Annotated in this window: 21 protein-coding genes and 1 tRNA gene; 15 read left to right on the top strand and 7 right to left on the bottom strand. The window is 61.7% G+C overall.

Annotation, left to right across the window (positions count from 1 at the left end):
• The first annotated feature begins 46 nt into the window (after positions 1–46).
• The 11 genes from OU993_RS27395 to OU993_RS27345 all read left to right on the top strand — a co-directional run bounded on the left by OU993_RS27395 (position 47) and on the right by OU993_RS27345 (position 11,077).
• Positions 47–1,273, top strand: a complete 1,227-nt coding sequence (locus OU993_RS27395; RefSeq protein ID WP_268162260.1) for an aminotransferase-like domain-containing protein — start codon at positions 47–49, stop codon at positions 1,271–1,273.
• Positions 1,274–1,402: 129 nt separating this feature from the next.
• Positions 1,403–2,233, top strand: coding sequence for an SHOCT domain-containing protein (locus OU993_RS27390; protein WP_268162258.1), 831 nt, complete (start codon positions 1,403–1,405; stop codon positions 2,231–2,233).
• A gap of 111 nt (positions 2,234–2,344) precedes the next feature.
• Positions 2,345–3,328: an ABC transporter substrate-binding protein gene (locus tag OU993_RS27385; protein WP_268162256.1), complete on the top strand. Its 984-nt coding sequence runs from the start codon at positions 2,345–2,347 to the stop codon at positions 3,326–3,328.
• Positions 3,329–3,341: 13 nt separating this feature from the next.
• Complete coding sequence (locus OU993_RS27380) at positions 3,342–5,036, top strand: ABC transporter permease (RefSeq protein ID WP_268162255.1); 1,695 nt, start codon at positions 3,342–3,344, stop codon at positions 5,034–5,036.
• Positions 5,024–6,055 carry an ABC transporter ATP-binding protein gene (locus tag OU993_RS27375; protein WP_268162254.1) on the top strand — a complete coding sequence of 344 codons (1,032 nt, stop codon included), beginning with the start codon at positions 5,024–5,026 and terminating at the stop codon, positions 6,053–6,055. The genes OU993_RS27380 and OU993_RS27375 overlap by 13 nt, the downstream gene beginning before the upstream one ends.
• A gap of 50 nt (positions 6,056–6,105) precedes the next feature.
• Positions 6,106–7,212: an endonuclease/exonuclease/phosphatase family protein gene (locus OU993_RS27370; RefSeq protein WP_268162253.1), complete on the top strand. Its 1,107-nt coding sequence runs from the start codon at positions 6,106–6,108 to the stop codon at positions 7,210–7,212.
• Positions 7,212–7,952 (top strand): NUDIX hydrolase, encoded by a 741-nt coding sequence (locus OU993_RS27365; protein ID WP_268162252.1) that lies wholly within the window; start codon positions 7,212–7,214, stop codon positions 7,950–7,952. The genes OU993_RS27370 and OU993_RS27365 overlap by 1 nt, the downstream gene beginning before the upstream one ends.
• Before the next feature lie 75 nt (positions 7,953–8,027).
• On the top strand, positions 8,028–8,945 hold the full coding sequence (locus tag OU993_RS27360; protein ID WP_268162251.1) for a PhzF family phenazine biosynthesis protein: 918 nt from the start codon (positions 8,028–8,030) through the stop codon (positions 8,943–8,945).
• A gap of 350 nt (positions 8,946–9,295) precedes the next feature.
• Positions 9,296–9,514, top strand: a complete 219-nt coding sequence (locus tag OU993_RS27355; protein ID WP_268162250.1) for a hypothetical protein — start codon at positions 9,296–9,298, stop codon at positions 9,512–9,514.
• Between the two features lie 180 nt (positions 9,515–9,694).
• Complete coding sequence (locus tag OU993_RS27350) at positions 9,695–10,633, top strand: NAD(P)H-dependent flavin oxidoreductase (protein WP_268162249.1); 939 nt, start codon at positions 9,695–9,697, stop codon at positions 10,631–10,633.
• A 219-nt stretch (positions 10,634–10,852) separates the two neighbouring features.
• A complete protein-coding gene (locus OU993_RS27345; protein WP_268162248.1) occupies positions 10,853–11,077 on the top strand; it encodes a hypothetical protein in 225 nt (74 codons plus the stop codon).
• 206 nt (positions 11,078–11,283) lie between these two features.
• Here OU993_RS27345 and OU993_RS27340 read toward each other — a convergent pair whose 3' ends face one another.
• Positions 11,284–11,427, bottom strand: a complete 144-nt coding sequence (locus OU993_RS27340) for a DUF1127 domain-containing protein (RefSeq protein ID WP_165218874.1) — start codon at positions 11,425–11,427, stop codon at positions 11,284–11,286.
• A 260-nt stretch (positions 11,428–11,687) separates the two neighbouring features.
• Entirely contained in the window at positions 11,688–11,834 is a 147-nt protein-coding gene (locus tag OU993_RS27335) for a DUF1127 domain-containing protein (protein ID WP_268162245.1), read from the bottom strand.
• A gap of 723 nt (positions 11,835–12,557) precedes the next feature.
• On the opposite strand from OU993_RS27335, the gene OU993_RS27330 reads away from it, so the two are divergent.
• Both OU993_RS27330 and tig read left to right on the top strand, forming a co-directional pair.
• Positions 12,558–12,642: transfer RNA gene (locus OU993_RS27330), tRNA-Leu, on the top strand.
• A gap of 160 nt (positions 12,643–12,802) precedes the next feature.
• On the top strand, positions 12,803–14,299 hold the full coding sequence (tig, locus tag OU993_RS27325; protein ID WP_268162561.1) for a trigger factor: 1,497 nt from the start codon (positions 12,803–12,805) through the stop codon (positions 14,297–14,299).
• Positions 14,300–14,712: 413 nt separating this feature from the next.
• Here the strand turns inward: tig and OU993_RS27320 are convergent, their stop codons facing one another.
• Positions 14,713–14,964 (bottom strand): CrpP-related protein, encoded by a 252-nt coding sequence (locus OU993_RS27320; protein WP_268162244.1) that lies wholly within the window; start codon positions 14,962–14,964, stop codon positions 14,713–14,715.
• 278 nt (positions 14,965–15,242) lie between these two features.
• On the opposite strand from OU993_RS27320, the gene OU993_RS27315 reads away from it, so the two are divergent.
• Positions 15,243–15,560, top strand: a complete 318-nt coding sequence (locus OU993_RS27315) for a DUF6894 family protein (protein ID WP_268162243.1) — start codon at positions 15,243–15,245, stop codon at positions 15,558–15,560.
• Here the strand turns inward: OU993_RS27315 and groL are convergent.
• Both groL and groES read right to left on the bottom strand, forming a co-directional pair.
• Positions 15,557–17,182 (bottom strand): chaperonin GroEL, encoded by a 1,626-nt coding sequence (gene groL / locus OU993_RS27310; RefSeq protein WP_268162242.1) that lies wholly within the window; start codon positions 17,180–17,182, stop codon positions 15,557–15,559. The genes OU993_RS27315 and groL overlap by 4 nt on opposite strands.
• A 69-nt stretch (positions 17,183–17,251) precedes the next feature.
• Positions 17,252–17,566 (bottom strand): co-chaperone GroES, encoded by a 315-nt coding sequence (gene groES / locus OU993_RS27305; protein WP_268162241.1) that lies wholly within the window; start codon positions 17,564–17,566, stop codon positions 17,252–17,254.
• Positions 17,567–17,844: 278 nt separating this feature from the next.
• Here groES and OU993_RS27300 point away from each other — a divergent pair, with 278 nt between their 5' ends.
• A complete protein-coding gene (locus OU993_RS27300; protein ID WP_268162240.1) occupies positions 17,845–18,117 on the top strand; it encodes an usg protein in 273 nt (90 codons plus the stop codon).
• A 38-nt stretch (positions 18,118–18,155) separates the two neighbouring features.
• On the opposite strand, the gene glgB is transcribed toward OU993_RS27300, so the two are convergent.
• A complete protein-coding gene (glgB, locus tag OU993_RS27295) occupies positions 18,156–20,366 on the bottom strand; it encodes a 1,4-alpha-glucan branching protein GlgB (protein ID WP_268162239.1) in 2,211 nt (736 codons plus the stop codon).
• Positions 20,363–23,647 (bottom strand): maltose alpha-D-glucosyltransferase, encoded by a 3,285-nt coding sequence (gene treS / locus OU993_RS27290; protein ID WP_268162559.1) that lies wholly within the window; start codon positions 23,645–23,647, stop codon positions 20,363–20,365. Before treS ends, glgB begins: the two co-directional genes overlap by 4 nt.

Genomic DNA, 23,647 nt, shown 5'->3' with positions numbered 1-23,647 from the left:
TTGTGCTAAGAAAACCGCCATAAGATTGAAATAAGAGGAAACACCGGTGCTCGATTGGGATCATATTTTTGCGACGCGCTCCTCGCGCATGCGCGCTTCCGAAATCCGCGAACTGCTCAAGCTTTTGGAGCGTCCGGACATCATCTCGTTTGCCGGCGGCATTCCTGATCCCGCACTGTTCCCGGACGTGGCGTTCAAGGATGCCTATTCGGAGATCTTTTCGAGCCCCCAGGTGAATGCCGCCCTGCAGTATTCGGTCAGCGAAGGTTACAAGCCTCTGCGCGAATGGCTGGTCGGCGAAATGGCGAAGATCGGCATCGCATGCGGCGTCGACAACGTCTTTATCACCTCCGGTTCGCAGCAGGCGCTGGATTATCTCGGCAAGCTGTTTTTGTCGCCGAAGGATACCGCGCTCGTCACCTGGCCGACCTATCTCGGCGCGCTGCAGGCCTTTAATGCCTATGAGCCGAACTACGACCAGCTGACGCCGAACGGCAACCGCACGCCCGACACTTACCGCGAGACGGCGGCCAAAAACGGCGGCGCGGTGAAGTTCGCCTATCTGTCGGCCGATTTCTCCAATCCGACTGGCGAGACTGTGGACCGCCAGGGCCGCGAGAAGGTGCTGGATCTGGCCGACGAACTCGACATCGCCGTCATCGAGGACGGCGCTTATCAGTCGCTGCGTTACAACGGCGAACCGATCCCGCCGCTCTTGGCGATCGAGATTGCCCGCAAGGGCGGCATCGAGAACACCCGGACGATCTATTCCGGCAGCTTCTCGAAGACGCTGGCGCCCGGCCTGCGTGTCGGTTTCGTCGTCGCCAACAGGTCGGTCATCCGCAAGCTGGTGTTGATGAAGCAGGCCGCCGACCTGCATTCCTCGACGATCAACCAGATCGCCATCGCAACGGTCGCCGAGCGGATCTTCGATGCGCAGGTGGCGAAGATCAAGGCCGCCTACAGTGCCCGGCGTGATGCGATGCTGTCGGCGTTGTCGAAGTATATGCCAGCCAGCACCAGCTGGACGAAACCGGAAGGTGGCATGTTTATCTGGGTCACGCTGCCGGCGGGGCTGGATGGTGCAGAACTTCTCGCCCGTTCGATCGAGACGGAAAAGGTGGCCTTCGTTCCGGGCCAGGCCTTCTTTGCCGATCGCTCCGGCGCCAACACGTTGCGTCTCTCCTTCTCCTGCGCCAACGAGGCGATGATCGAGGAGGGCATCCAGCGTCTCGGCCGCCTGATCCGCAATGCGGAGGCGAAGGCCGCCTGAGGCCCGCTTGGGCAAGCAAACGGCTTCCCTCTCCAATCTCTTCGCTTTCCCGGCGGGGCTGTGCCATAACAGGCGCATGGCCCCGCCGGGCGCTTTCGCATGCCGGCGCGAAGGCAGGAGAACAAGCTGATGCAGGGCATTTCCGAGGATACACGCCGCGTGCTGGGCGAGATTGCCCGTCAATACGGGGTCAGCGAGGATGCGGCCCTTGCCATGCTTTGGGCGGTGCAGCGCGGGCAGGGCACCATGGCTCAGTTCAATATCGGCGAACTCGGCGGTAGCGGCCAGTGGATGCAGGGCGGCATGACCATGGTCGGCGACATGTTCAATTACGGGCTGAAGAATACGGTGGACGGGCTCTGCAATGCCTTGTCGCAGGCTTTGTCGTCGGGGCGCATCCATCTGCCGAGTGCCACCGGTGCCGCCTCGGCCTGGTGGCCGCAATGGCTGGGTTCCCCCTCCAGCACCGGCGCGCAGAATGACAGCGCCTATGCCGTGTTCCCGAGCCATCGGCGCCTCGCCATCAAGGATGGCGGCGGCGTTCATCTCTACGATACGGGCGACCATTTCATCTCGGGTGTCGGCCAGCAGCAGGGCTCGAATACCGGCCTGACCTTTTCCAGCCAGTATGGATCGTTTTCCGTCAGCAGCCTGCGGCGCGTCGATGACGGGGCACCATCCACGACACCGGTGACCGACGCCGTCACCACCAAGGCCGATGCCTGGTCTCCGGCGGCAGCCGCATCGGAGGTGGCCGAACCCGTGGCAACCGAGCCGGTCGCCATCCCCGCCGTGCAGCAGCCCTCGGCATCTCCCGTTGTATCGCCGGTTGCGGCTCCAATGGCTGACAGCAGCGCGATCCTTGCCCTCATCGAAAAGCTTGCGGCACTGCGCGAGGCCGGCATTCTGACGGAGGCGGAATTTGCGGCCAAGAAGACGGAGCTTCTCTCGCGTCTCTGACGGATCGTGCCATGGGTCGGCTGTTATTCCTGCATCCACAGGTCGACTTTGTCACATCTCTGTTAGACAGCCATGATTTAGCGGGGGCAACGTTCACGAGGAGTTTGCCCCATGAAGACGCTTCTTTCCGCCCTGACCGCTGTTGTCGCCTTTGGCGCCCTGGCAACGTCCGCCACCGCTGCCGATCTCGTCATCTATACCAGCCAGCCGAACGAGGATGCGCAGGCAACCGTCGACGGTTTCAAGGCTGCTAATCTCGGCCTGCAGGTCGAGTGGGTGCGCGACGGAACGACGAAGATCATGGCCAAGCTGATGGCCGAGATCGAGGCCGGCAATCCGGTCGCCGACGTGCTCTTGATCGCCGATACCGTGACGCTGGAGCGCCTGAAGCAGGACAAGCGCCTGCTGGCCTACAAGTCGCCGGAAGCCAAGGCCTATGACGCCTCGCTCTTTGATGCCGACGGCTTCTATTACTCGACCAAACTGATCACCACCGGCATCATGTACAACACCCAGGCTTCGATGAAACCGACCAGCTGGAAGGACCTGGCGAAGCCGGAAGCCAAGGGCCTCGTCACCATGCCGAGCCCGCTGACCTCGGGTGCTGCCCTTATCCATGCCCAGACGCTGACCGCCGATCCGGCCCTCGGCTGGGATTATTACCGTGCCCTGAAGGACAACGGTGCAACCGCTTCTGGTGGCAACGGTGCCGTGCTGAAGTCGGTTGCCTCGGGTGAAAAGGCCTATGGCGTCGTCGTCGATTACATGCCGATCCGCGAAAAGGCGAAGGGTGCGCCGGTGGAGTTCGTCTTCCCGGCTGAAGGCGTGTCTGCCGTCACCGAACCGGTCGCGATCATGGCCGGTACCAAGCACCAGGATGCCGCCAAGAAGTTCGTGGACTACGTTCTCTCCGAAAAGGGCCAGGAAGGTTTCCTGAAGCTCGGTTATATTCCGGCCCGCAACGGCATGCCGGTTCCGGCTGGTTTCCCGGCTCGCGACAAGATCAAGCTGATGCCGTTCAACGCCTCCGACGCCCTGAAGAACACTGACAAGGATCTGAAGACCTTCTCCGAGATCTTTGGCGGCAACGGCTGATTTTCGGCGCGCCATGCCCCGTTTTTTGACCTTGGGAAACAGCCAGCCGCGCTGGCTGTTTCCTTTTGTACTGAGCGTTCTGTTTCTGCTCAGCATACTGCCGCTTGGCCGGCTTGCCATAACGGGCATCCTGTCGCTTGTACGTGGCGGCGGAGATGGACTGCTGTCCGATCCCGGACTCTGGGCGGCGCTGTGGAACACGCTCACCACTTCGTTTTACGGCATGTTGGTCTCCGTCCTGATCGGAGGCAGCTTCGCGCTGCTGCTGACGCTGTTCGACATTCGCGGCAAATGGATCCTCGGTTTTCTCTTCATGCTGCCGATGATGATCCCGCCGCAGGTGACGGCGCTCTCCTGGGTCGGGCTGACGGGACCGTCCAGCACGCTGTTGAAGGCGATCGGCATGGCGCCGCCGCTCGGCAGCCCGCAACCGCTGTATTCGATCGGTGGCATCGCGCTTCTGCTCGGTGTACAGAATGCGCCGCTCGTTTATCTGGCGCTCAGGGCCGGGCTTCTGGCGCTGCCGCGCGATGGCATCGAGGCGGCACGGCTTTCCGGTGCCTCGGCGCTGCAGGTGTTGCGTGACATCATCCTGCCTCTGGCTTTGCCGGGTTTTGCCGCCGGTGCCGCCATGGCCTTCGTCTCGAATGTCGGCAATTTCGGCATTCCGGCGATCCTCGGCATTCCCGCCTCGATCTACACGCTGCCGACGCTGATTTATGCGAAGTTCGCAAGCTTCGGCCCCAGCACTTTTGCCGATATCTCGTTGCTGTCGGGCCTCATCGCATTGCTCTCGGTCGCCGGCCTGCTGGTCGAGGAGCGCGTGCTCCGCGGCCGGGATTATCGCATTATCGGACTGTCGGGTCGCACGGCCGTCTTCCAGCTGAAGGGGTGGCGCGCGGTCAGCGAGATCCTGTTGTGGCTGGTCCTGCTCCTGATCCTCATCCTGCCGTTTGCGGCCCTTGTTGCCAGTTCGCTGGCGCCCGCTTACGGCGTGCCGCTCAGCCTGAAGACGGCGACCATCCACGCCTATGAAGAGGTGCTGCTGCGCCAGTCGGTGACGCAGACGGCCTTCCGCAATTCGATCGGGCTGTCGCTTGCCACCGCCTTCGGCCTGCTGCTGGTGACGGTGCTGATGGGCTATGTCGTTGCCCGCAGCGGACGGCGGCTGGCGGCGCTGATCGGTGCGCTTGCCGATATTCCCTATGCGCTGCCGGGCATCGTGCTCGCGGTCGCCTGTATCCTTTTGTTTGCGGCACCTTTGCCGGTGTTCGGCGTGTCGATCTACGGCACGATCTGGATCCTGCTGTTTGCCTATTTCTCCAGTTTCCTCGCCGTCAGCCTCAGGCCGATCGCCAGCGCCTTCCGCCAGCTCGATCCGTCGCTGGAGGAGGCTGCGCGGCTTGCCGGAGCCGGTTTTGCCCGGCGTATGCGCGACATCCTGGTGCCGCTGATTGCGCCGGCGGCGGGCGCGGCGGTGATCCTCGTTTTCCTCATTGCCTGCAACGAGTTGACGGTCTCGGCGCTGCTCTGGTCGGCGGGCACGCAGACCCTCGGTGTTGCGATCTATAATCTCGATGACAGCGGCAGCTTCAATCTCGCCTCGGCACTGTCCGTGCTGGTGGTGGGAATGGTGGTCGTCATGATGTTTCTTCTGGAACTTCTGGCGAACCGGCTGCCCAAAGGAGTGGTGCCGTGGCGCAGTTGATCCTCAACCACCTGTCGAAGGATTTCGGCACCGGCAAACCCGCCGTCACCGGCGTGTCGCTGAAAATCCGCGAAGGCGGTTTTCTGGCCCTTCTTGGCCCGTCCGGCTGCGGCAAGACGACCGTGCTGCGGATGATCGCCGGTTTCGAACAGCCGAGCGATGGTGAGATTTTTCTCGGCGAATGGCGGCTGGCGGATGTGAATGCCATGGTGCCGCCGGAAAAACGCAACATGGCGATGGTCTTTCAGTCCTATGCGCTCTGGCCGCATATGTCGGTGGCCGACAATGTCGGTTATCCGCTGACGGTGCGCGGGCTTTCGCGTGATCTGCGCGACCGCAAGATCCGCGAGGCGCTGGAGGCGGTCAGGCTCGACGCCTATGCCGACCGCCGCCCGGCCGATTTGTCGGGCGGCCAGCGTCAGCGTGTGGCGCTGGCCCGCTGCCTCGTCACCGATCCCGACGTCGTGCTGCTCGACGAGCCGCTGGCCAACCTCGACCGGCATCTGCGCCAGGAGATGGAAGAGACCTTCCGTGAGTTTCACGCGCGTTCCGGCGCCACGATGATCTATGTGACGCATGACCAGGCGGAAGCCATGGCGCTGGCCACCGATGTGGCCGTGATGGCGGAGGGCAAACTTTTGCAGGTCGCCCCGCCGCAGGAAATCTATGCGCATCCGGAAGGCCGCATCGTCGGTGGGCTGATCGGGCAGGGGGCGATCCTGTCTCTCCCCTGGCCGGACCGCGCGGAGCGCGAGGCGGACTGGTCGGTGATCCGGGAGATGTTTTCGCCGCAGGCGCTGTTCACCCAGTCCTTCGCCGATGTGCTGGTGCGGCCACAGGATGTCATCCTCTCCGACGAAGGTCTGGACGCGACGGTCGAGGCCGCCGTTTTCGAAGGTGAACGGCATGCGCTGCGCCTGAGGCTCGAAAACGGTCAGCGGCTCAGGGCCTTCAGCCGACGCCCGCATGGAGTGGGCGACCGGGTGCGGGCCGTCATCCGGTCCGGTTGGCGGTTGTAACAGCGGGCAGGCGCGCTATGCTTCTTGTCCCGTCGCCTTGAAAGCCTGCCATGCCGCTTCGCCTCGCCACCTTCAACATCGAAAACCTGATGGCCCGCTTCGATTTCTCCGGTTTCCGCAAGCATTGGCGGCAGGATCGGGTCGTCCGCCTGTTCGATGTGGAGGATCAGGAGCTCTACCGCGATCTGGAACGGGCGCGACTGATTTCCGAGACCGACGATACACGCCAGCTCTCCGCGCTGGCGATTGCCGAGACGGGTGCCGACATTCTCTGCCTGCAGGAGGTGGACGACATGGCCGCCCTGCAGGCCTTCGAGGAAAGTTATCTCTTTCGTATGCTGGGTTATGGTTACCGGCAAAAGATCCTCGTCGAGGGCAATGACAGCCGCGGTATCGATGTCGCGGTGATGATGCGCGACAGGACACGCGATGGTCTGCCGATCGAACTGGTCGACGTGCGCAGCCATGCGACGCTGACCTATCAGGATCTCGACCTTTTTACCCCGCAGATCGCGCTGACCAACCAGCCGCAGGACCGGATCTTTCGCCGTGACTGCCTGGAGGTGGATGTGAAGATCGGCGGCAAACCACTGACCCTCTACGTCGTGCATTTCAAGTCGATGGCCGGTTCGCGCGAGGATGGCGATGCGCGCATGGCCACCATGCCGGTGCGTGAGGCGGAGGTGCGCGCCGTCCGTCACATCATAGAGCAGCGTTTCGGCCGGGACACGGGCAACCGCAACTTCGTCATCTGCGGCGACATGAACGATTACCAGGAACGGGTGAAGGTGATCGGCGACCGTCTCGACGGGTATCGGTTCGAACCGGTGCAGGACGAGATGAGTGCGCTCGACATTTTTAGCCGCGACGGTTTTGCCGAAAACATCGTGCGTCGCCGCCCGGAACTGGACCGCTGGACGCTCTACCATGCCCGCGGGCCGGAGGAACAGCATCTCTGCCAGCTCGATTATCTGTGGCTCTCGCCGGCGCTGTCACGCGCCAATCCGGACGTGGTGCCGCAGATCATCCGCAACGGCCAGCCGTACCGAACCGTGTTTCCGCCGGGCCAGACGGTGGAACGGTTTCCGCGCATTGGCTGGGACCGGCCGAAAGCCTCCGATCATTGCCCGGTCGTCGCGTCTTTGGAGATTGCGTGATGTGGGGACATGCAGGTTTGCCGGCGGATGGCCAGGTGTTTGCCATTTCGGGGATCGACATGCGCCTCGAACCCGGGCGGCATTCGTTCGAAGAGGCCGAAGAAGCGGCGATTGCCGAGAACTGGGAGCGCGAAATTGCCGCCAATCCGGCGCTCTTCAACGGACCGATCGTCCTGCAGGAGGAGATTGCGCTTCTGGGCGGTGCCGTGCAGGCGCGGGCCCGGATGAGCAATTTCGCGACGCTGCTGTGGTGGCGAAAACAGACGCCGCCGCGAAGCGGACGGATGCTGGTTGCAAGCGCGGTGCCGATTTCGTCTGATGGTGCGGCGATTGCGATCCGTATGGCGTCGCACACCGCCAATGCCGGTATGGTGTATTTCGCCGCCGGTTCTCTGGATACCTCGGATTTGAGGACGGACGGAACGGTGGATGTTCTGGGCAGCATGGGCCGGGAAATGGTCGAAGAGACGGGGCTTCGGGTGGAGGATGCGACCGCCGATCCTGTTGTCTATGCGGTCTCGTCTGGCAACTGGTTCTACCTGTTCCGTTTGCATCGGTTCCCCTGGACGGCCGCCGAGATGTGCCGCCGTGTCGAGGCGCATATGGTGGCCGATCCAGATCCGGAGATCGATGCCGTCTATCCGCTGACCAGCGCCGACCTTGGCCTGCATCGTTACGATCGTCTTGCCCGGATCATCCTGCCTTTCTTTTTCGGGGACGAGACGAACAAGGCGGGTTGATGCAAAAGCCTGTCTCGGGCAGGTTGTCGCGCATGTTTCGGACAGCTTTGTTGGATGCCGCGGCGGGAGGTTTTGTTGGTACTGCGTTACATGATCTACGATGTCTTCACCGACACCCGCCTTGCCGGCAATCCGCTTGCCGTCGTTTTCGGCGCGGATGCGCTGTCCGATGAACTCATGCAGGCGCTGGCCGGCGAAATGAACCTGTCGGAGACCGTCTTTGTCCAGACGGCCCAGAATCCCGCGCATGCCGCACGCCTCAGGATCTTCACGCCCGCCCGCGAGCTGCCTTTTGCCGGCCACCCGACGGTTGGGGCGGCGATCGCCATTTCCGAAGTCAACCATGCGGAAAAACATCCGGACTTCGATATCGTCTGTGTGCTTGAGGAGAATGTCGGCCCGGTGCGTTGTGCGGTGAAGCTGTCGGACACCGGCGCCAGTTTTGCCGAGTTCGACCTGCCGCGTAACCCGACGCGCACCGATCTCAATCTCGACCGGCAGGGGCTTGCGGATGCGCTCGGCGTCAAGCTCTCCGATCTCGGTTTCGAAAACCATGTTCCCGCCATCTGGAGTGCCGGCGTGCCGTTCTTGATGCTGCCGCTGCATAACCTTGCCGCCGTCGAAGGCGTCGAATTCGACGTGACCCTGTGGGAAAAGGCGGCACCGCTGGTGGAGGGCCGGCTTGCCTCGGCCTATGTTTATTGTCGCGGCGGCGTGCACCATGCGGCGAAATTCCATGCGCGGATGTTCTCGCCCGACATGGGCATTGCCGAGGATCCGGCAACCGGTGGTGCGGCGGCGGCACTGGCCGGTGCCATCCACCAGTTCGATGCGTTGCCGGATGGCTTGCACCCGATCCTGATCGAGCAGGGGGTGGAAATGGGCCGTCCCTCCTTCATTCATCTTCACATCGACGTGAAGGATGGAGCAATCTCCAGGGCCCGTATCGGCGGTCAGGCAATCCGGATCGCCAGCGGCGAATTCCACCTCTGAAATTTTATCCGACAGAGGGAACCGGATTCCAATTCCGCCGTTATAGGGCGCGAGCGGGAGAAGGACGATGCAGCCCCTTATCGAGATGATACGCCACTGGTGCGTCAGGCCACGCGGGACGCGGCTTGACCCGTCGCGCGCCACCTTTGTCGCGCGGGATCGATCTTGATGCTGCAGTTCCCTTAATCGGCCGGATGGCGGACTGCGCAAGCGGGGTTTCGACCCATGCCGGTCCCTTCGGCAGACCTCCTTTCCCAATCACCAGATTGTCGCCGTCTTGTTGGGGCCTATGGCCCGGCCGAATCCACCGCAGAGGTGATTCGCAAGATGCATTTCATGCAGGAGTACCCATGATCAGGAGTGAGAAGAGACCGAGCGAGGAGCCCCTGAATTCGGAGGATCTGGCGCGCTGCCAGCAGGTCTTCGAACGGCTCAAGGCCGATATCTGCCTCGACGAGGACCATGAGGAGATCAACCGTCTCGCCGCCATCACCATCGAGCTCTATCGCCAGGGCGTGCGGCGGGAAGAACAGCTGCGCGACATGGTGGCGGCCGCCCGCGGCCATTGAACACCGGACGCGCTCATGACGTGACGCAGGCGCGGCCTTGATCGAGGTCGCGCCTTTTTGTTTCCGTCTCGCCTGCCGCAACACCGGAAGACTTGCCGTTTACGTAAACTGCGGTTTATAACCGAACCCACGAGGCCGGGCGTTTTTGCGAGCGCTCATCATCATCCTGGGGAGGATCTCATGCCGTTGCCGTCGCGCTTTTCAAACCTGCGTCTGCCTGCCGTTGCCGCACCGATGTTTCTCGCCTCCGGCCCCGATCTGGTGGTCGAAACCTGCCGCTCCGGTATCGTCGGCACGTTTCCGGCACTCAACCAGCGGACCACGCAGGGTTTTGTAGATTGGCTCGCCGAAATCCACGAGCGCCTGAGTGCCCACGCCAATGCCGCGCCCTATGGCGTCAATCTCATCGTGCATCGTTCCAATCCGCGCATCGAGGCGGATCTGAAGGCGGTGGTCGACAACAAGGTGCCGCTTGTCATCACCTCGCTCGGTGCCGTGCCGGATGTGGTGAAGGCGGTGCATTCTTATGGTGGGCTCGTCTTTCACGATGTCATCAGTCGTCGCCACGCGGAAAAGGCAGCCGAGGCGGGTGTCGACGGTATCATCGCGGTCTGTGCCGGCGCCGGTGGCCATGCGGGCACACTCAGCCCCTTTGCGCTCATCCCCGAAATCCGTTCCTTCTTTGCCGGCACCATCCTGCTCTCCGGTGCGATGAGCAATGGGGCCCAGATTGCCGCCGCCCGGATGATGGGCGCCGATCTTGCCTATCTCGGCACGCGCTTCCTCGTCACCAAGGAATCCCTGGTCAGCGACGAGCAGAAGCGGATGACGATGGAGGCGAAAGCCGGCGACATCATCTACACCGACGCCATTTCCGGCGTGAATGCCAATTTCCTGCGCCAGAGCATCGTCGCGGCCGGGCTCGATCCCGCCAATCTCGTCTCGCATGGCCCGATGGACATGGCGAACGAGGCAAAAGCCTGGAAAAATGTCTGGTCAGCCGGGCAGGGTGTCTCGGCGATCGACGACATCCCCGCTGCGGCTGAGCTCTGCGAGCGACTGATTGCGGAATACCGCGCCGCCATGCAACAGGCGCTGGCTGATCCCTTCGCGCACTGATCCCGGTTCTCTTTTGGCGAGGGCTATCCTTTCGCAGTCGCGGAAAAGTGAGCATCCACGGGGCAATCTGGCCGTTGATGCGCCATTTTCTGCTGCCCATATCATTGTGCATGGCAGCAGGAACAGTTGCCGCTCGACGGCGCGATCTTCGGATCGGCCGACGTCCGGTTGTCTCGGATGGTCCGCTTGCTGCCCGCCTGTCGAAAAGGAGTTTCTGAGATGAAACGAGTTGCAGCTCTTGCCCTTGTGGCTCTTCTGGGTGCCGGAACCATCGCATTCGCCACGGAACTTTCGCATGCCAGCGAAGGCCGACTGAGTATCCATTCGGTGGGCGATACCGTGTCGCAGGTGGATGTCGTGCACGGCGAGCGGGTGGCGGAAACCTACCGCGTGAAACCGGACCACACGTTGACGCTCGTGGCCCGCACGCCAATCGACGGCTGAGCGCCGGAACCAATTCCAGGACAGATCACGAGGATAAGCCCGCCGGTCCGGCGGGTTTGTTGTTTTCACCTCAGGGCCACTGCCTCCGGCTCTTCTTGGTGGATGCCGGACAGCAAAAAGCCCCCGAAGGCCAAGCCTGGGGGCTGCATGCATGCTTTTGGTCGGTCTGCGGCGATCATCCCGTGGGAGACGCCGCTCTCCTGTCCTTAGCGGAAGGAGCGGGATGCGATGTTACGGATGTCGTAACGGGTCAGGCCGATGTCGCTGAGGGCCTGGTTGGAAAGGCTGCTCAGCTCGTTCATCGTGCGGCGATAGCTGATCCAGCTCTTTGCGAGACGAATCGGGTTCATTGGGTGTTTCCTCGAACTTGTTTGCCAACCGACATCTGATCGGTTGTGATGCACTCTTATAGCCCAGCTCATCAAGGTTGTGCACTGCAAAAGGCAGAGTGCTGCTATGCAAATGTGCAATGTGATGCCGAAAAAAGCATCTGTGGCCACAAACTGGGCTGCTGCAGGCGTGCGCAGCCGGAAAACGTGCACAAAAAAACGCCCCCCGATTGGGAGGCGTTTTGGCCGGGCGGCGGTTGTGCCGCGGCGGGTCGGCTTGATCAGAAGCCGACGGCAGTGCGGGCAACGCGACGGATGTCGCCACGGCCGATGCCGAGGTCGTTCAGTTCGCGGTCCGACATGCGGCCGAGTTCGGTTACGGTCTGACGATACTTGCGCCAGTTGTTCAGCGAGCGTGCGATGTTCATGGTCATCTTCCTCTTTGGTGTCGTCGGAGCGGAGCGTTTCCGTCTCTCGATCTCTTGAGGTCTAATATATGCTGCACTGCGCAAATGAACAGCGCCCATCCCGTATGTCACCCATGCGCTCTGTGCATCGCTGGTTGATGCTTGTTAACCCGTGTGGCGAAAAATTGAGCGGCGGTCGAAGTGGGGTGAGGTGGGATGCGTATGGTCCGCGCGCATGGCGGCCACCTCGGCGGTGTCGGGTGATTGCGGTGATGAGGCATGGCCCAAAAACAATAACGCTCACCGGGGGAGGAGGTCCGGTGAGCGTCATTTGGGGTGGCTGGCGATTGGGAGGAGGAGGGTCGCCAGTCCAATCGAGGTCCGCTGGGAGGAGGAGATGCGGTGCCTCGAATATGTGAAGCAGACTGTCGTCCGCTGTTGTCGCCATCATACGCGCAGCTGCCGATTTGTGCAGTGCGATAAAAACATGTGAGCTATACGAAAAACGCATGGCTCGAAAACGGCATGGAACGAGGCTACGACAAGTCTATTAGAAAGTGGTAAATAGTGCCGATTTGCGTCATGATGCGACGCTGAACTTGGAAAACCGTAAAAACCGCCGCTCCGAGGACGATAGGGGCGAGAACTGTCATTTTTTCTTTGCGTGGGGAAAAAACGGTTGTTATAGAGACGCGCGCTCCGGGAGGCCTCTGCGCGAGGTGTTTTTCGACGCGGCTTTGGGGCGCGGGTATGGTGAAATTGGTAGACACGCCAGATTTAGGTTCTGGTGCCGCAAGGCGTGGGAGTTCAAGTCTCTCTACCCGCACCAGTTCCGCGGCAGCTTCTGCCGCAGGTCTGATCCGGCTGGCGGCCTCTCGCCCCAGCGCAAACGAGATTGCATCGAAGCCACGACCGGCGACAGGTTCCGGCGTCGTGCTCATGGAAACCACGGCTGTCTGAGCACCGCCGCATGATATGAAGGTATGACAATGCAGGTTATCGAAACGCTCGCTGAAGGGCTGAAGCGCGAAATCAAGGTCGTAATCCCGGCCAAGGACATGGAACAGCGCATGAATGAGCGCCTGGCGGAAGCCAAGGACAAGGTGCGCATCAACGGTTTCCGTCCGGGCAAGGTGCCGGTTGGTCATCTGAAGAAGATGTACGGCAAGTCGATCATGGCCGAACTCGTCAACGAAATCGTTCGTGACCGTCCGAGCGCGATCCTGTCCGAGCGTGGCGAAAAGTCGGCCACCCAGCCGTCGATCTCGATGACCGAAGACGAAGCCGAAGCCGAGAAGATCCTCTCCGCACAGGCCGACTTCGAGTTCACCCTCTCCTACGAAGTCATCCCGCCGATCGAGCTGCAGCCGACCTCCGGCATCAAGGTGACCCGTGAGGTCGTTGAAGTCTCGGAAGACGAAGTCAACGAGCAGATCCTCAAGATCGCCGAAAGCGCCCGCGCTTACGAAGCCAAGGACGGCGCTGCCGCAACCGGCGACCGCGTCACGATGAACTACCTCGGCAAGGTCGATGGCGTTGCCTTCGATGGCGGCGCTGCCGAAGATGCCGATCTGGTCATCGGTTCCAACCGCTTCATCCCGGGCTTCGAAGACCAGCTCGTCGGCGTCAAGGCTGGCGATGAGAAGGTCATCACCGTCACCTTCCCGTCGGAATATCCGGCTGCGAACCTTGCCGGCAAGGAAGCCACCTTCGACATCACCGTCAAGGAAGTTGCTGCCCCGGCCGAAACCGAACTCAACGACGAACTTGCGTCCAAGCTTGGCATCGAGTCGCTCGACAAGCTGAAGGAAATCGTTCGCGATCAGATCCAGGGCCAGTACGGCAACGTCACCCGCCAGAAGGTCAAGCGTCAGATCCTCGACCAGCTGGACGAGATGTACAAGTTCGAAACCCCGGCCGGTCTCGTTGACGCCGAATTCGACAACATCTGGCGCCAGATCAACACCGATCTGCAGCAGTCCGGCAAGACCTTCGCCGACGAAGACACGACGGAAGAGGAAGCCCGCGAAGAATATCGCAAGCTGGCCGAACGCCGCGTCCGCCTCGGCCTCGTTCTCTCCGAAATCGGTGAGAAGGGCGGCGTCGAAGTGACCGAAGAAGAAATGCAGCGCGCGCTTTACGCCCAGCTGCAGCAGTTCCCGGGCCAGCAGAAGGAAATCCTGGATTTCTTCCGCAACACGCCGGGCGCCGCCGCTTCGCTGCGTGCACCGATCTTCGAAGAGAAGGTCATCGACAAGCTGCTCACCGAAATCGACGTGACGGACAAGACCGTTTCGAAGGAAGAGCTTCTGGCTGACGACGAAGACGGTGCTGAAGGCGCTGTGAAGTCGGACAAGAAGAAGGCCGCTCCGAAGAAGAAGGCCGCCAAGGCTGACGCCGCCGAAGCTGCTGAAGGCGAAGAAGCCGCAGCGCCGAAGAAGAAGGCTGCTCCGAAGAAGAAGGCCGCCGAAGGCGACGCCGAATAATCTTCGTCGCAAGACACAGATTGAAAGAACCCCTGGCAGCAATGCCGGGGGTTTTTCGTTTGGGGAAGACGTCGGCGGCCATCCGATACGGCGAACGACGGCCGGTGACGGGAAAGACGCGGGAGGGGATGCGGAGAGGGGCTCACGGCCCTGTGCGGGCGCTATAGACGCGTTTCGCGGTCATCGGCCGTGGTCCAGGCGTGTCGGGCTGATTGGAGAAAGCCGCCTGTTGCGGCTCTGGAAAGCTTGGCGCCCGATCGTGATGTGGGCGCCAGGTCTTGGCAAAGAACGCTGTGTTCCGCGGGCGTCCTGTGTTTGGACGGGGCTCACCAACTCTTGCGAGCAGGGGGTCCGCGAGCCCCTAACCGGCATCATGCCGGCTGCGCCCAACTAACGGTTCCCTTTGCGTTTCCTCAAGTCTGAGGCGCGCGAAGCCCCGCCAAAGCTGCCTCTACCCTTAGGAAACCGTAAATACCCGTATCGATCTGGCGCACCGTGTCCTCGATTGCCCAGCCGAATGCCCAGGCTTCGTACAGGGCGTTACGGTCTTCCTCATGACGACAGTCCGGCGCCGAATCAGCATAGGGGTTATCGGCGGCTGACAGGCCGAGGATACGGGCATTCGCCCCGCGTTCCTGGCTGTTCAGGAGAGACTCAAAATTCATGCACTTCACCTTCCAAGAGGAGGCGTATTAGGGGTCCCTATGAGAGCTTGCAAGTGTACAGATGCGGGACGAACGGCTTTTCCAACATCGTTCGGGACATAACAAAAGACAGGCGAATCAAAAACTTCCTGAGATAACGGCATATGAATGGCTTGTCGTAGTGCCGCGCCTGACGCACCAGTGGTTCCTGTTTCTCGTCGAGGTCCCGCGGCTGGCGCCCTCGACGGACGGAACAATGGCGCCGAGCCGGAGTTTCTATCTGAAATCAGGATCTTGGCATGGCCCTTTATCATTTCAGCCTGGGCAGCGACGTCGTGGCGACGACGGATGTGGCAATTGTCGAACTGTCGTCACCGCAGGCGGTCGTCGAGGAGGCGGGACGTATCCTCGCGGATATGGCGCGTGACGAATTTCGCGGGCGCGACCGCGCATCCGTCTTTTTGATGGTGAAGGACGAGGAAGGGCGGCCGGTCTTCGTCTCCAGCTTCTCCTTTGCCGCCGTCTGGCCGGATCCGCCGCCGGAAGGATCGAAACGAAAAGGCCCGCCCCGGATGAGGAGCGGGCCAGATGCTGGCGCGACGCGTCAGGGCGATTAGAAGTCCATGCCGCCGGCCGGCATGGCCGGAGCCGCTTCCTTCTTCGGCTTCTCAGCGATCATCGCTTCCGTGGTGATCAGCAGGCCGGCAACGGAGGCGGCATCCTGCAGCGCGGTGCGCACGACCTTGGCCGGATCGATGACGCCCTGGCCGAACAGATCGCCGTATTCACCGGTCTGCGCGTTCCAGCCGTAGGAGAAATCGGTTTTCTCACGCAGTTTGCCGACGATGATCGAACCCTCGGCGCCGGCATTTTCGGCGATCTGGCGCACGGGGGCTTCGATGGCACGGCGAATGATGTCGATGCCAACGCGCTGGTCCTCGTTGACCGGCTTCAGGCCATCGAGGGCGGCAACCGAGCGCAGCAGGGCCACACCGCCGCCCGGAAGAATGCCTTCCTCCACGGCCGCACGGGTGGCATGCAGCGCATCGTCCACGCGATCCTTCTTTTCCTTCACCTCGACTTCGGTCGAGCCGCCGACACGGATGACCGCGACGCCGCCGGCAAGTTTTGCCAGCCGCTCCTGCAGCTTCTCGCGATCGTAGTCGGAGGTGGTTTCCTCGATCTGCGCACGGATCTGTGCGGCGCGGCCATTGATCTCGGTCTTGGAACCGGCACCATCGATGATAGTGGTGTTCTCCTTCTCGATCGAGACCTTCTTGGAGCGGCCGAGCATGTTGAGTGTCACGTTTTCCAGCTTGATGCCGAGATCCTCGGAGATCACCGTACCGCCGGTCAGGATCGCGATGTCTTCCAGCATGGCCTTGCGGCGGTCACCGAAGCCCGGTGCCTTGACGGCGGCAACCTTCAGGCCGCCGCGCAGCTTGTTGACGACAAGGGTGGCGAGCGCTTCGCCTTCGACATCCTCCGCGATGATCAGAAGCGGCTTGCCGGACTGCACGACAGCTTCCAGCACCGGCAGCATGGCCTGCAGGTTCGACAGCTTCTTTTCGTGGATCAGGATATAGGGATCGTCGAGTTCGACGCGCATCTTGTCCTGATTGGTGACGAAATAGGGAGAGAGATAACCGCGGTCGAACTGCATGCCTTCGACGACTTCCAATTCGGTCTCGGCGGTCTTGGCTTCCTCAACGGTGATGACACCCTCATTGCCGACCTTTTCCATGGCCTCGGCCAGATAACGGCCGATCTCGGTATCGCCATTGGCGGAAATCGTGCCCACCTGGGCGATTTCCGAATTGCTGGTGATCTTTTTGGCCTTCGCCTTCAGATCGGCCACCACGGCGTCGACAGCAAGGTCGATACCGCGCTTCAGGTCCATCGGGTTCATGCCGGAGGCCACCGCCTTGGCGCCTTCCTTGACGATGGCCTGGGCGAGCACGGTTGCGGTCGTCGTGCCGTCACCGGCCAGGTCATTGGTCTTGGAGGCCACTTCGCGCAGCATCTGCGCGCCCATGTTCTCGAACTTGTCTTCCAGCTCGATTTCCTTGGCAACAGACACGCCATCCTTGGTGATGCGCGGTGCGCCAAACGACTTGTCGATGACGACGTTGCGCCCCTTCGGGCCGAGCGTGACCTTGACCGCATTGGCCAGAACATCGACGCCGCGCAGCATGCGTTCACGGGCATCGGTATGGAATTTGACTTCCTTGGCAGCCATGTTCCTTACTCCTCAATAGGCAGCATTGTGATGACTGAGTGTTGTTGGGTTTTTGAAGGACGGTCGGTTTTAAGCCGCCTTCTTGGCTTCCGCCTGGGCTTCGATCACGCCCATGACATCGCTTTCCTTCATGATCAGCAGATCCTCGCCGTCGATCTTGATCTCGGTGCCGGACCACTTGCCGAACAGGATGCGGTCGCCGACCTTCACGTCGAGCGCGACGATCTGGCCCTGCTCATTGCGCGCACCGGGGCCAACCGCGATGACTTCGCCTTCCTGCGGCTTTTCCTTGGCGGTGTCTGGGATGATGATGCCGCCCTTGGTCTTTTCTTCGGACGAGACGCGGCGGACGAGGATGCGATCGTGAAGCGGTCTGAACGTCATGTTTTCCTCCTGGACAAACAATCGTGGACAAATCTCCCCTGCCGGACCGGTGACCAACCCGGCCGGGTGCCTGACCCTCTCCGGCATCAGGCGGCAGAACATCTGGTTTTTCGATTTTTCCGTTTCAAGAGGATGGGCGCGAAAAAATCAGCACTCGCGCCTATTGGCTGCTAACACTCTGAATTTGATCAGAAAAATCTTCATTGATCTTGTCACATTCGGTCTTTTGCGCAAGCATGGTCGGTAGATGCAGTGGCAAGGAGAAAGGAGACATCCGCATGGCAGCCTCTTCGGATTTCGAGCTTCAGCTGAACGGTTACGGCCTGACGACGGCGCATATCTTCTATCGCATGCCGGACTTTCAGTCCGTGCTGCAAACCTATGTCTGGCAGGATTACGATCTGGCGCCTGATTTTCCGGAAATGACAAAGTTCCTGAGCTTCTGGGAAAAGAATCTCGATGGCGCCCTGCATTCCGTCCGCTACATGCACAAACGGCTGATCGGCCCCAATGAATGGCGCAAGGTCAACGGCGAGTTTAAGCTGCATTAGGCATGCGGGACGTCTAGACGCCCCGCACAGGCTGGGCATCACTCTGCGTCAAATCTGAGGTAGATCGTTGCCAGAGGCGGGAGCGTCAGCAGGATCGACTGCTCGTGCCCATGCGCCGGCTGGGCCTCGCTCCAGGCCTCGACATTGCCGAGGTTTGATCCGCCATAGACGCCCGCATCGGTGTTGAGGATTTCCCGCCAGCACCCGGCTTTGGGAATACCGACGCGGTAGCCGGGGCGAGGGACGGGGGTGAGGTTGCTGATGGCGAGAACAAGACCGTTCCCGTCGGCCGATTTGCGCAGCATGCCGAAGACGGAATTGGCGGCATCGTCACCGATCACCCACTCGAAACCCTCCGGGTGCAGATCGCCGTATTGCAGGGCGGGTTCGGCGGCGTAAAGCCGGTTGAGGTCGGAAATCAGACGCTGAAGCCCGGCATGGTCGGGTCGGTCGAGCAGGTCCCAGTGCACGGAGCCATCATGGTTCCATTCGGTGATCTGGCCGATCTCGCCGCCCATGAACATCAGCTTCTTGCCGGGATGGGCCCACATGAAACCGAAATAGGCGCGCAGGTTTGCCATCTTCTGCCAGTGATCGCCGGGCATCTTGCCGACCAGCGAGCCCTTGCCATGCACCACCTCGTCATGGCTCAGCGGCAGCATGAAACGCTCGGAATACGCATAGACCATGCCGAAGGTCATCATGCCGTGGTGATACTGGCGAAAGAGCGGCTCCTTTTCCATGTAGTGCAGCGTGTCGTGCATCCAGCCCATGTTCCACTTGAAATCGAAACCGAGGCCGCCCTCTTCGACAGGCTTGGTGACGCCCGGCCAGGCGGTCGATTCCTCCGCCACCGTAAAGGCATGCGGGCAACGCTGGTGGATGATGCTGTTCAGGTGCTTGAAGAATTCCACGGATTCGAGATTCTCGCGCCCGCCATACTGGTTCGGTATCCATTCGCCGGCATCGCGCGAATAGTCGCGGTAGAGCATCGAGGCCACCGCATCGACGCGCAACGCATCGATGTGGAAATGTTCGAGCCATTCGAGCGCGGAGGCAATCAGGAAACCCTTCACCTCGTTGCGGCCGAGATTGTAGATCAGCGTGTTCCAGTCCTTGTGGAAGCCCTCGCGCGGGTCCTCGTGTTCGTAGAGTGCGGTACCATCGAAGCGTGCCAGCCCCCAGACATCGGTCGGGAAATGCGCGGGCACCCAATCGAGGATGACGCCGATGCCGGCGGCATGGCAGCGGTCGATGAAATAAGCAAAATCCTCCGGCGTGCCGTAACGGCCGGTCGGCGCAAAAAGGCCGAGCGGCTGGTAACCCCAGGAACCGCCGAAGGGGTGCTCCATGATCGGCAGCAGTTCGATATGGGTAAAACCGAGCTTCTGTGCATAGGGCACCAGGCGCTGGCTGAGTTCCACCCAGTCCAGCGAACGATTGTTTTCCTCGGCGATCCTGAGCCACGAGCCGAGATGCACTTCGTAAACGGATATCGGCCCTTCACCGGAGCGGAGTTCGGTGCTTCCGCGCATCCATTCGTCATCCGTCCAGCGGAAGGGCTGGCTGGAGGCGACGATGGAGGCGGTGGCAGGCGCCGCCTCGCTGGCGCGTGCCACCGGATCGGCCTTCTGCGGCAGGACGGTGCCGTTGCGGTCGACAATTTCGAACTTGTAGCGATCGCCCGGCCCCAGCCGTGGCACAAAGAGTTCCCAGACGCCGGAGGCCTGGCGAAGCCGCATCGGGTTGCGGCGTCCGTCCCAGGCATTAAAATCTCCGACGACGGAAACGCGTCTGGCATTTGGCGCCCAGACCGAGAAGCGCACTCCCGACACTCCGTCGACCTCCATGGCGCGGGCACCGAGCGTGCGGCCGAGATCGTAATGTGTGCCCTGGCCGATCAGGTGCAGGTCGAGGTCACCAAGCAACAGATCGAAGGAATAGGGGTCTTCCGTCTCCTGCACCGCGTCCGGCCACTGAATGCGCAGGCGATAACGGCTGCCGCTTTCGACCGCGGCGGCAAAGATGCCGCCGGGGTGGATCGCATGCATCTTCGCGTCCACATGGCCGGTGTCGCGGTTCAAGATCTCGACCCCCTCGGCACCGGGCAGGAAGGCGCGGATAATGCTTGCGCCCTGCACCGGATGCGGGCCGAGGATCGAGAACGGGTCGCCGTGACGGCCTTCGACCAGCGCGGTGAGCGCCTCGCGGTCGAGGCCGGTCGTCAGTTCGGAGCGTTCGATGTTCATGCGGTCTTCTCCGTCAGCCGGTCCACGATGGCGGCAAAACCGCCGAGCGGGATGGGCAACCATTTCGGGCGGTTTCTGGCCTCGTAGCCGATCTCGTAGGCGGCCTTTTCGAGGAGGTAGAGGTCGAGCATGCGAAGGCGGCGTTCCGGATCGACGGCGAGCGCCTCCGACTGGTCGACGGTCGCCAGATACCCATCGAGGAAGGCCCGTTCCGCCTGGTCGGTGAAACGGCGGATCAGTGCCGTCCGGTCCGGATTTTCCGTCTCCGTCACAGCCTCGTTTTCCAGATCCGCGGTGGCGGCGAGATAGCTCAACGACCTTAGGAGACCCGCCACGTCGCGCAGCGGGATCGTCTTGGCACGCCGTTCGGAGAGGTCGCGGGCGGGCTCGCCCTCGAAGTCGATGATATAGGCATCGGCTTCCGCCACGAGGATCTGGCCGAGGTGGAAATCGCCGTGATTGCGGATCATCATCGCGCCCTCGGCCGCCGTTGCGAGTTCGGCGGCAAGGCCCAGCAATTCGTCGCGACGGGCAAGAAGCGGTTGCGCCATGGCGGTCGTCTCGGCATCGAACTCGCCGTTGTCGTCCTCAAGGATCGACAACGCCTTCTCGATCTGGCCGACGGCACTCAGCCGCCACAGTTCAACATTCTCGGCCCTCGCCGGCAGCGGGCGAAAATCCTCGTCGTCAGTGTCGATGGCCAACGCCGCATGCAGTTCGCCGAGCCGCGTTCCGATCATGCCGGCCATGGTGACGAGCGGGCGCAGCATGTCGTCGATGGCCTCGTCTTCCGGCTGTGTCAGTCCGATATCATCGAGCGCGCGGCGCAGGTTGGTGAGCATCCAGTTCCAGGCGTCGCCCTGGTTGCGGATGGCGCCCTGCACGAGGATGAGAGTAAAACGCGTGCCGTCGGGTGCGATACGCGCCACTTCGCCGAGCAGCGGTGCGGTGTTTTTGTACCCAACCTTGGTCAGATATCGGGTCATTTCCACTTCCGGATGCACGCCGGAGAAAATGTGGCGGATGAGCTTCACCATCGCGAGGTCACCGATGATCAGCGAGCTGTTCGACTGTTCGGCAGAAAGCCAGCGGACTTCCATCTCGTCGCTCAACGTCATGCAGTCCAGATGATCGCTGCCGAGGAATTCGAGCGTGCCGGCCCTGCCGGAAATGACCGACCGTTCGCAAAGCCCGCGAATGACGCCGCGCGCCAAAGCTTCCACGGCAAATCCATCGGTCAGAAAGCCCACCCGGCGGCCCTGGCGGATGCGGGCGAGCGCCAGCTGCTGGGAAAGGGCGGAGGGCTGCTGTTCGTCCCAGACCGGGGTCAGCGGCAGAAGATAGGTTTCGGTGTGGCCTTCCAGCTCGGCTTCCAGTTCGCCCAGCATGATGTTGTGGGTAAAACCCATCGGCGTTGCCGCCACCAGCCGCGCGCTTTTCAGCTTCTCGCCTTTCGAGCCGAACCAGCGGCGTTTGGCGAGATAGGCCGGCAGCACGTCGCGCGACAGCGCCGAGGAGAGCCGCGGTTCGTCGACCAGTTCCGTCAGGTCGCGGCGAACGACAAGCGTGGTGAGATCCGGCAGCTGTTCCGGCGGTTCGGTACGCCAGGCGGGACCATCCGCCTCTGCCACCAGCTGGAACCAATAGAAGGAGAAGGGCGGCAGCGTTAAAAGATAAGTCAGCTGGCCGATCGGCGGGAAGGGCGACATGCCGGTGAGTTCGATCGGGACGCGACCCTGGAATTCCGACAGATCCAGTTCGACGGCCTGCGGCAGGCGGGAAAGGTTCGCGACACACATGATCGTTTCGCCGTCATATTCACGCAGATAGGCGAGGATTTTTCGGTTGCCAGGTGTGAGAAAGCGTAGCGAACCGCGGCCGAAGGCTGGATGGCGACCACGCAGCGCCAGCATGCGGCGCGTCCAGTTAAGCAGCGAATGCGTATCGACGCTCTGCGCCTCGACATTCAGCGCCTCATAACCATAGAGCGGATCCATGACCGGCGGCAGAACGAGACGGGCTGGGTCGGCGCGGGAGAAACCGCCATTGCGATCCGGCGACCATTGCATCGGGGTTCGCACCCCGTCGCGGTCGCCGAGATAGATATTGTCGCCCATGCCGATCTCGTCGCCGTAATAGAGAACGGGTGTGCCGGGCATGGAAAGCAGCAAGCCGTTCATCAGTTCGACGCGGCGGCGGTCGCGCTCCATCAGCGGCGCCAGACGCCGGCGGATGCCGAGATTGATGCGCGCTCTCTGGTCGGACGCGTAGATGCTCCAGAGATAATCGCGCTCCTCGTCCGTCACCATTTCCAGCGTCAGTTCGTCATGATTGCGCAGGAAGATCGCCCACTGGCAGTTTTCCGGGATCTCCGGTGTCTGGCGCATGATGTCGGTGATCGGAAAACGGTCCTCCTTGGCGATCGCCATGTACATGCGCGGCATCAGCGGGAAGTGGAAGGCCATGTTGCATTCATCGCCGTCACCAAAATATTCGCTCGTATCCTCCGGCCACTGGTTGGCTTCGGCCAGAAGCACCTTGCCCGGGTGGGTGGCGTCGAGGGCTGCGCGGATCTTCTTCAGGATGTCGTGCGTCTCGGGCAGGTTCTCGTTGATCGTGCCTTCGCGCTCGACGAGATAGGGGATCGCGTCGAGGCGGAAACCGTCGATGCCGGTCTCCAGCCAGAAGCGCATGACGTTCAGGAGTTCATCCAGCACCTGCGGATTGTCGAAGTTGAGGTCCGGCTGGTGGGAATAGAAGCGGTGCCAATAATAGGCGCCGGCCACCGGGTCCCAGGTCCAGTTGGATTTTTCCGTATCGAGAAAGATGATCCGGGTTTCCGGAAACTTCTGATCCGTGTCCGACCACACATAAAAGTCCCGCTCGGGCGATCCGGGCGGCGAGTTGCGGGCCCGCTGGAACCAGGGATGCTGATCGGAGGTGTGGTTGATGACAAGCTCGATGATGACGCGGATGCCCCGGGCATGCGCCGCATCCACGAAGGCGCGGAACTCCTCCATCGTGCCGTAGTCCGGGGAGACATTGCCGTAATCGGCAATATCGTAACCGTCATCGCGGCGTGGCGAGGGAAAGAAGGGCAGCAGCCAGATCGCGGTCGCGCCGAGCGAGGCGATATGATCGATCTTTTCCGTCAGCCCGGCAAAATCGCCGATCCCGTCGCCGTTGCTGTCATAGAAGGATTTGACGTGCAGCTGATAGATGATCGAATCCTTGTACCAGAGCAAGTTCTGGTCGGTCTGCTGCGTCGGTGCGCTCTGCAT

This window comes from Rhizobium sp. SL86 (genome assembly GCF_026672545.1).
In the GTDB taxonomy this organism is placed as follows: domain Bacteria; phylum Pseudomonadota; class Alphaproteobacteria; order Rhizobiales; family Rhizobiaceae; genus Neorhizobium.
This window is presented reverse-complemented; position numbering and strand designations above follow the sequence as displayed.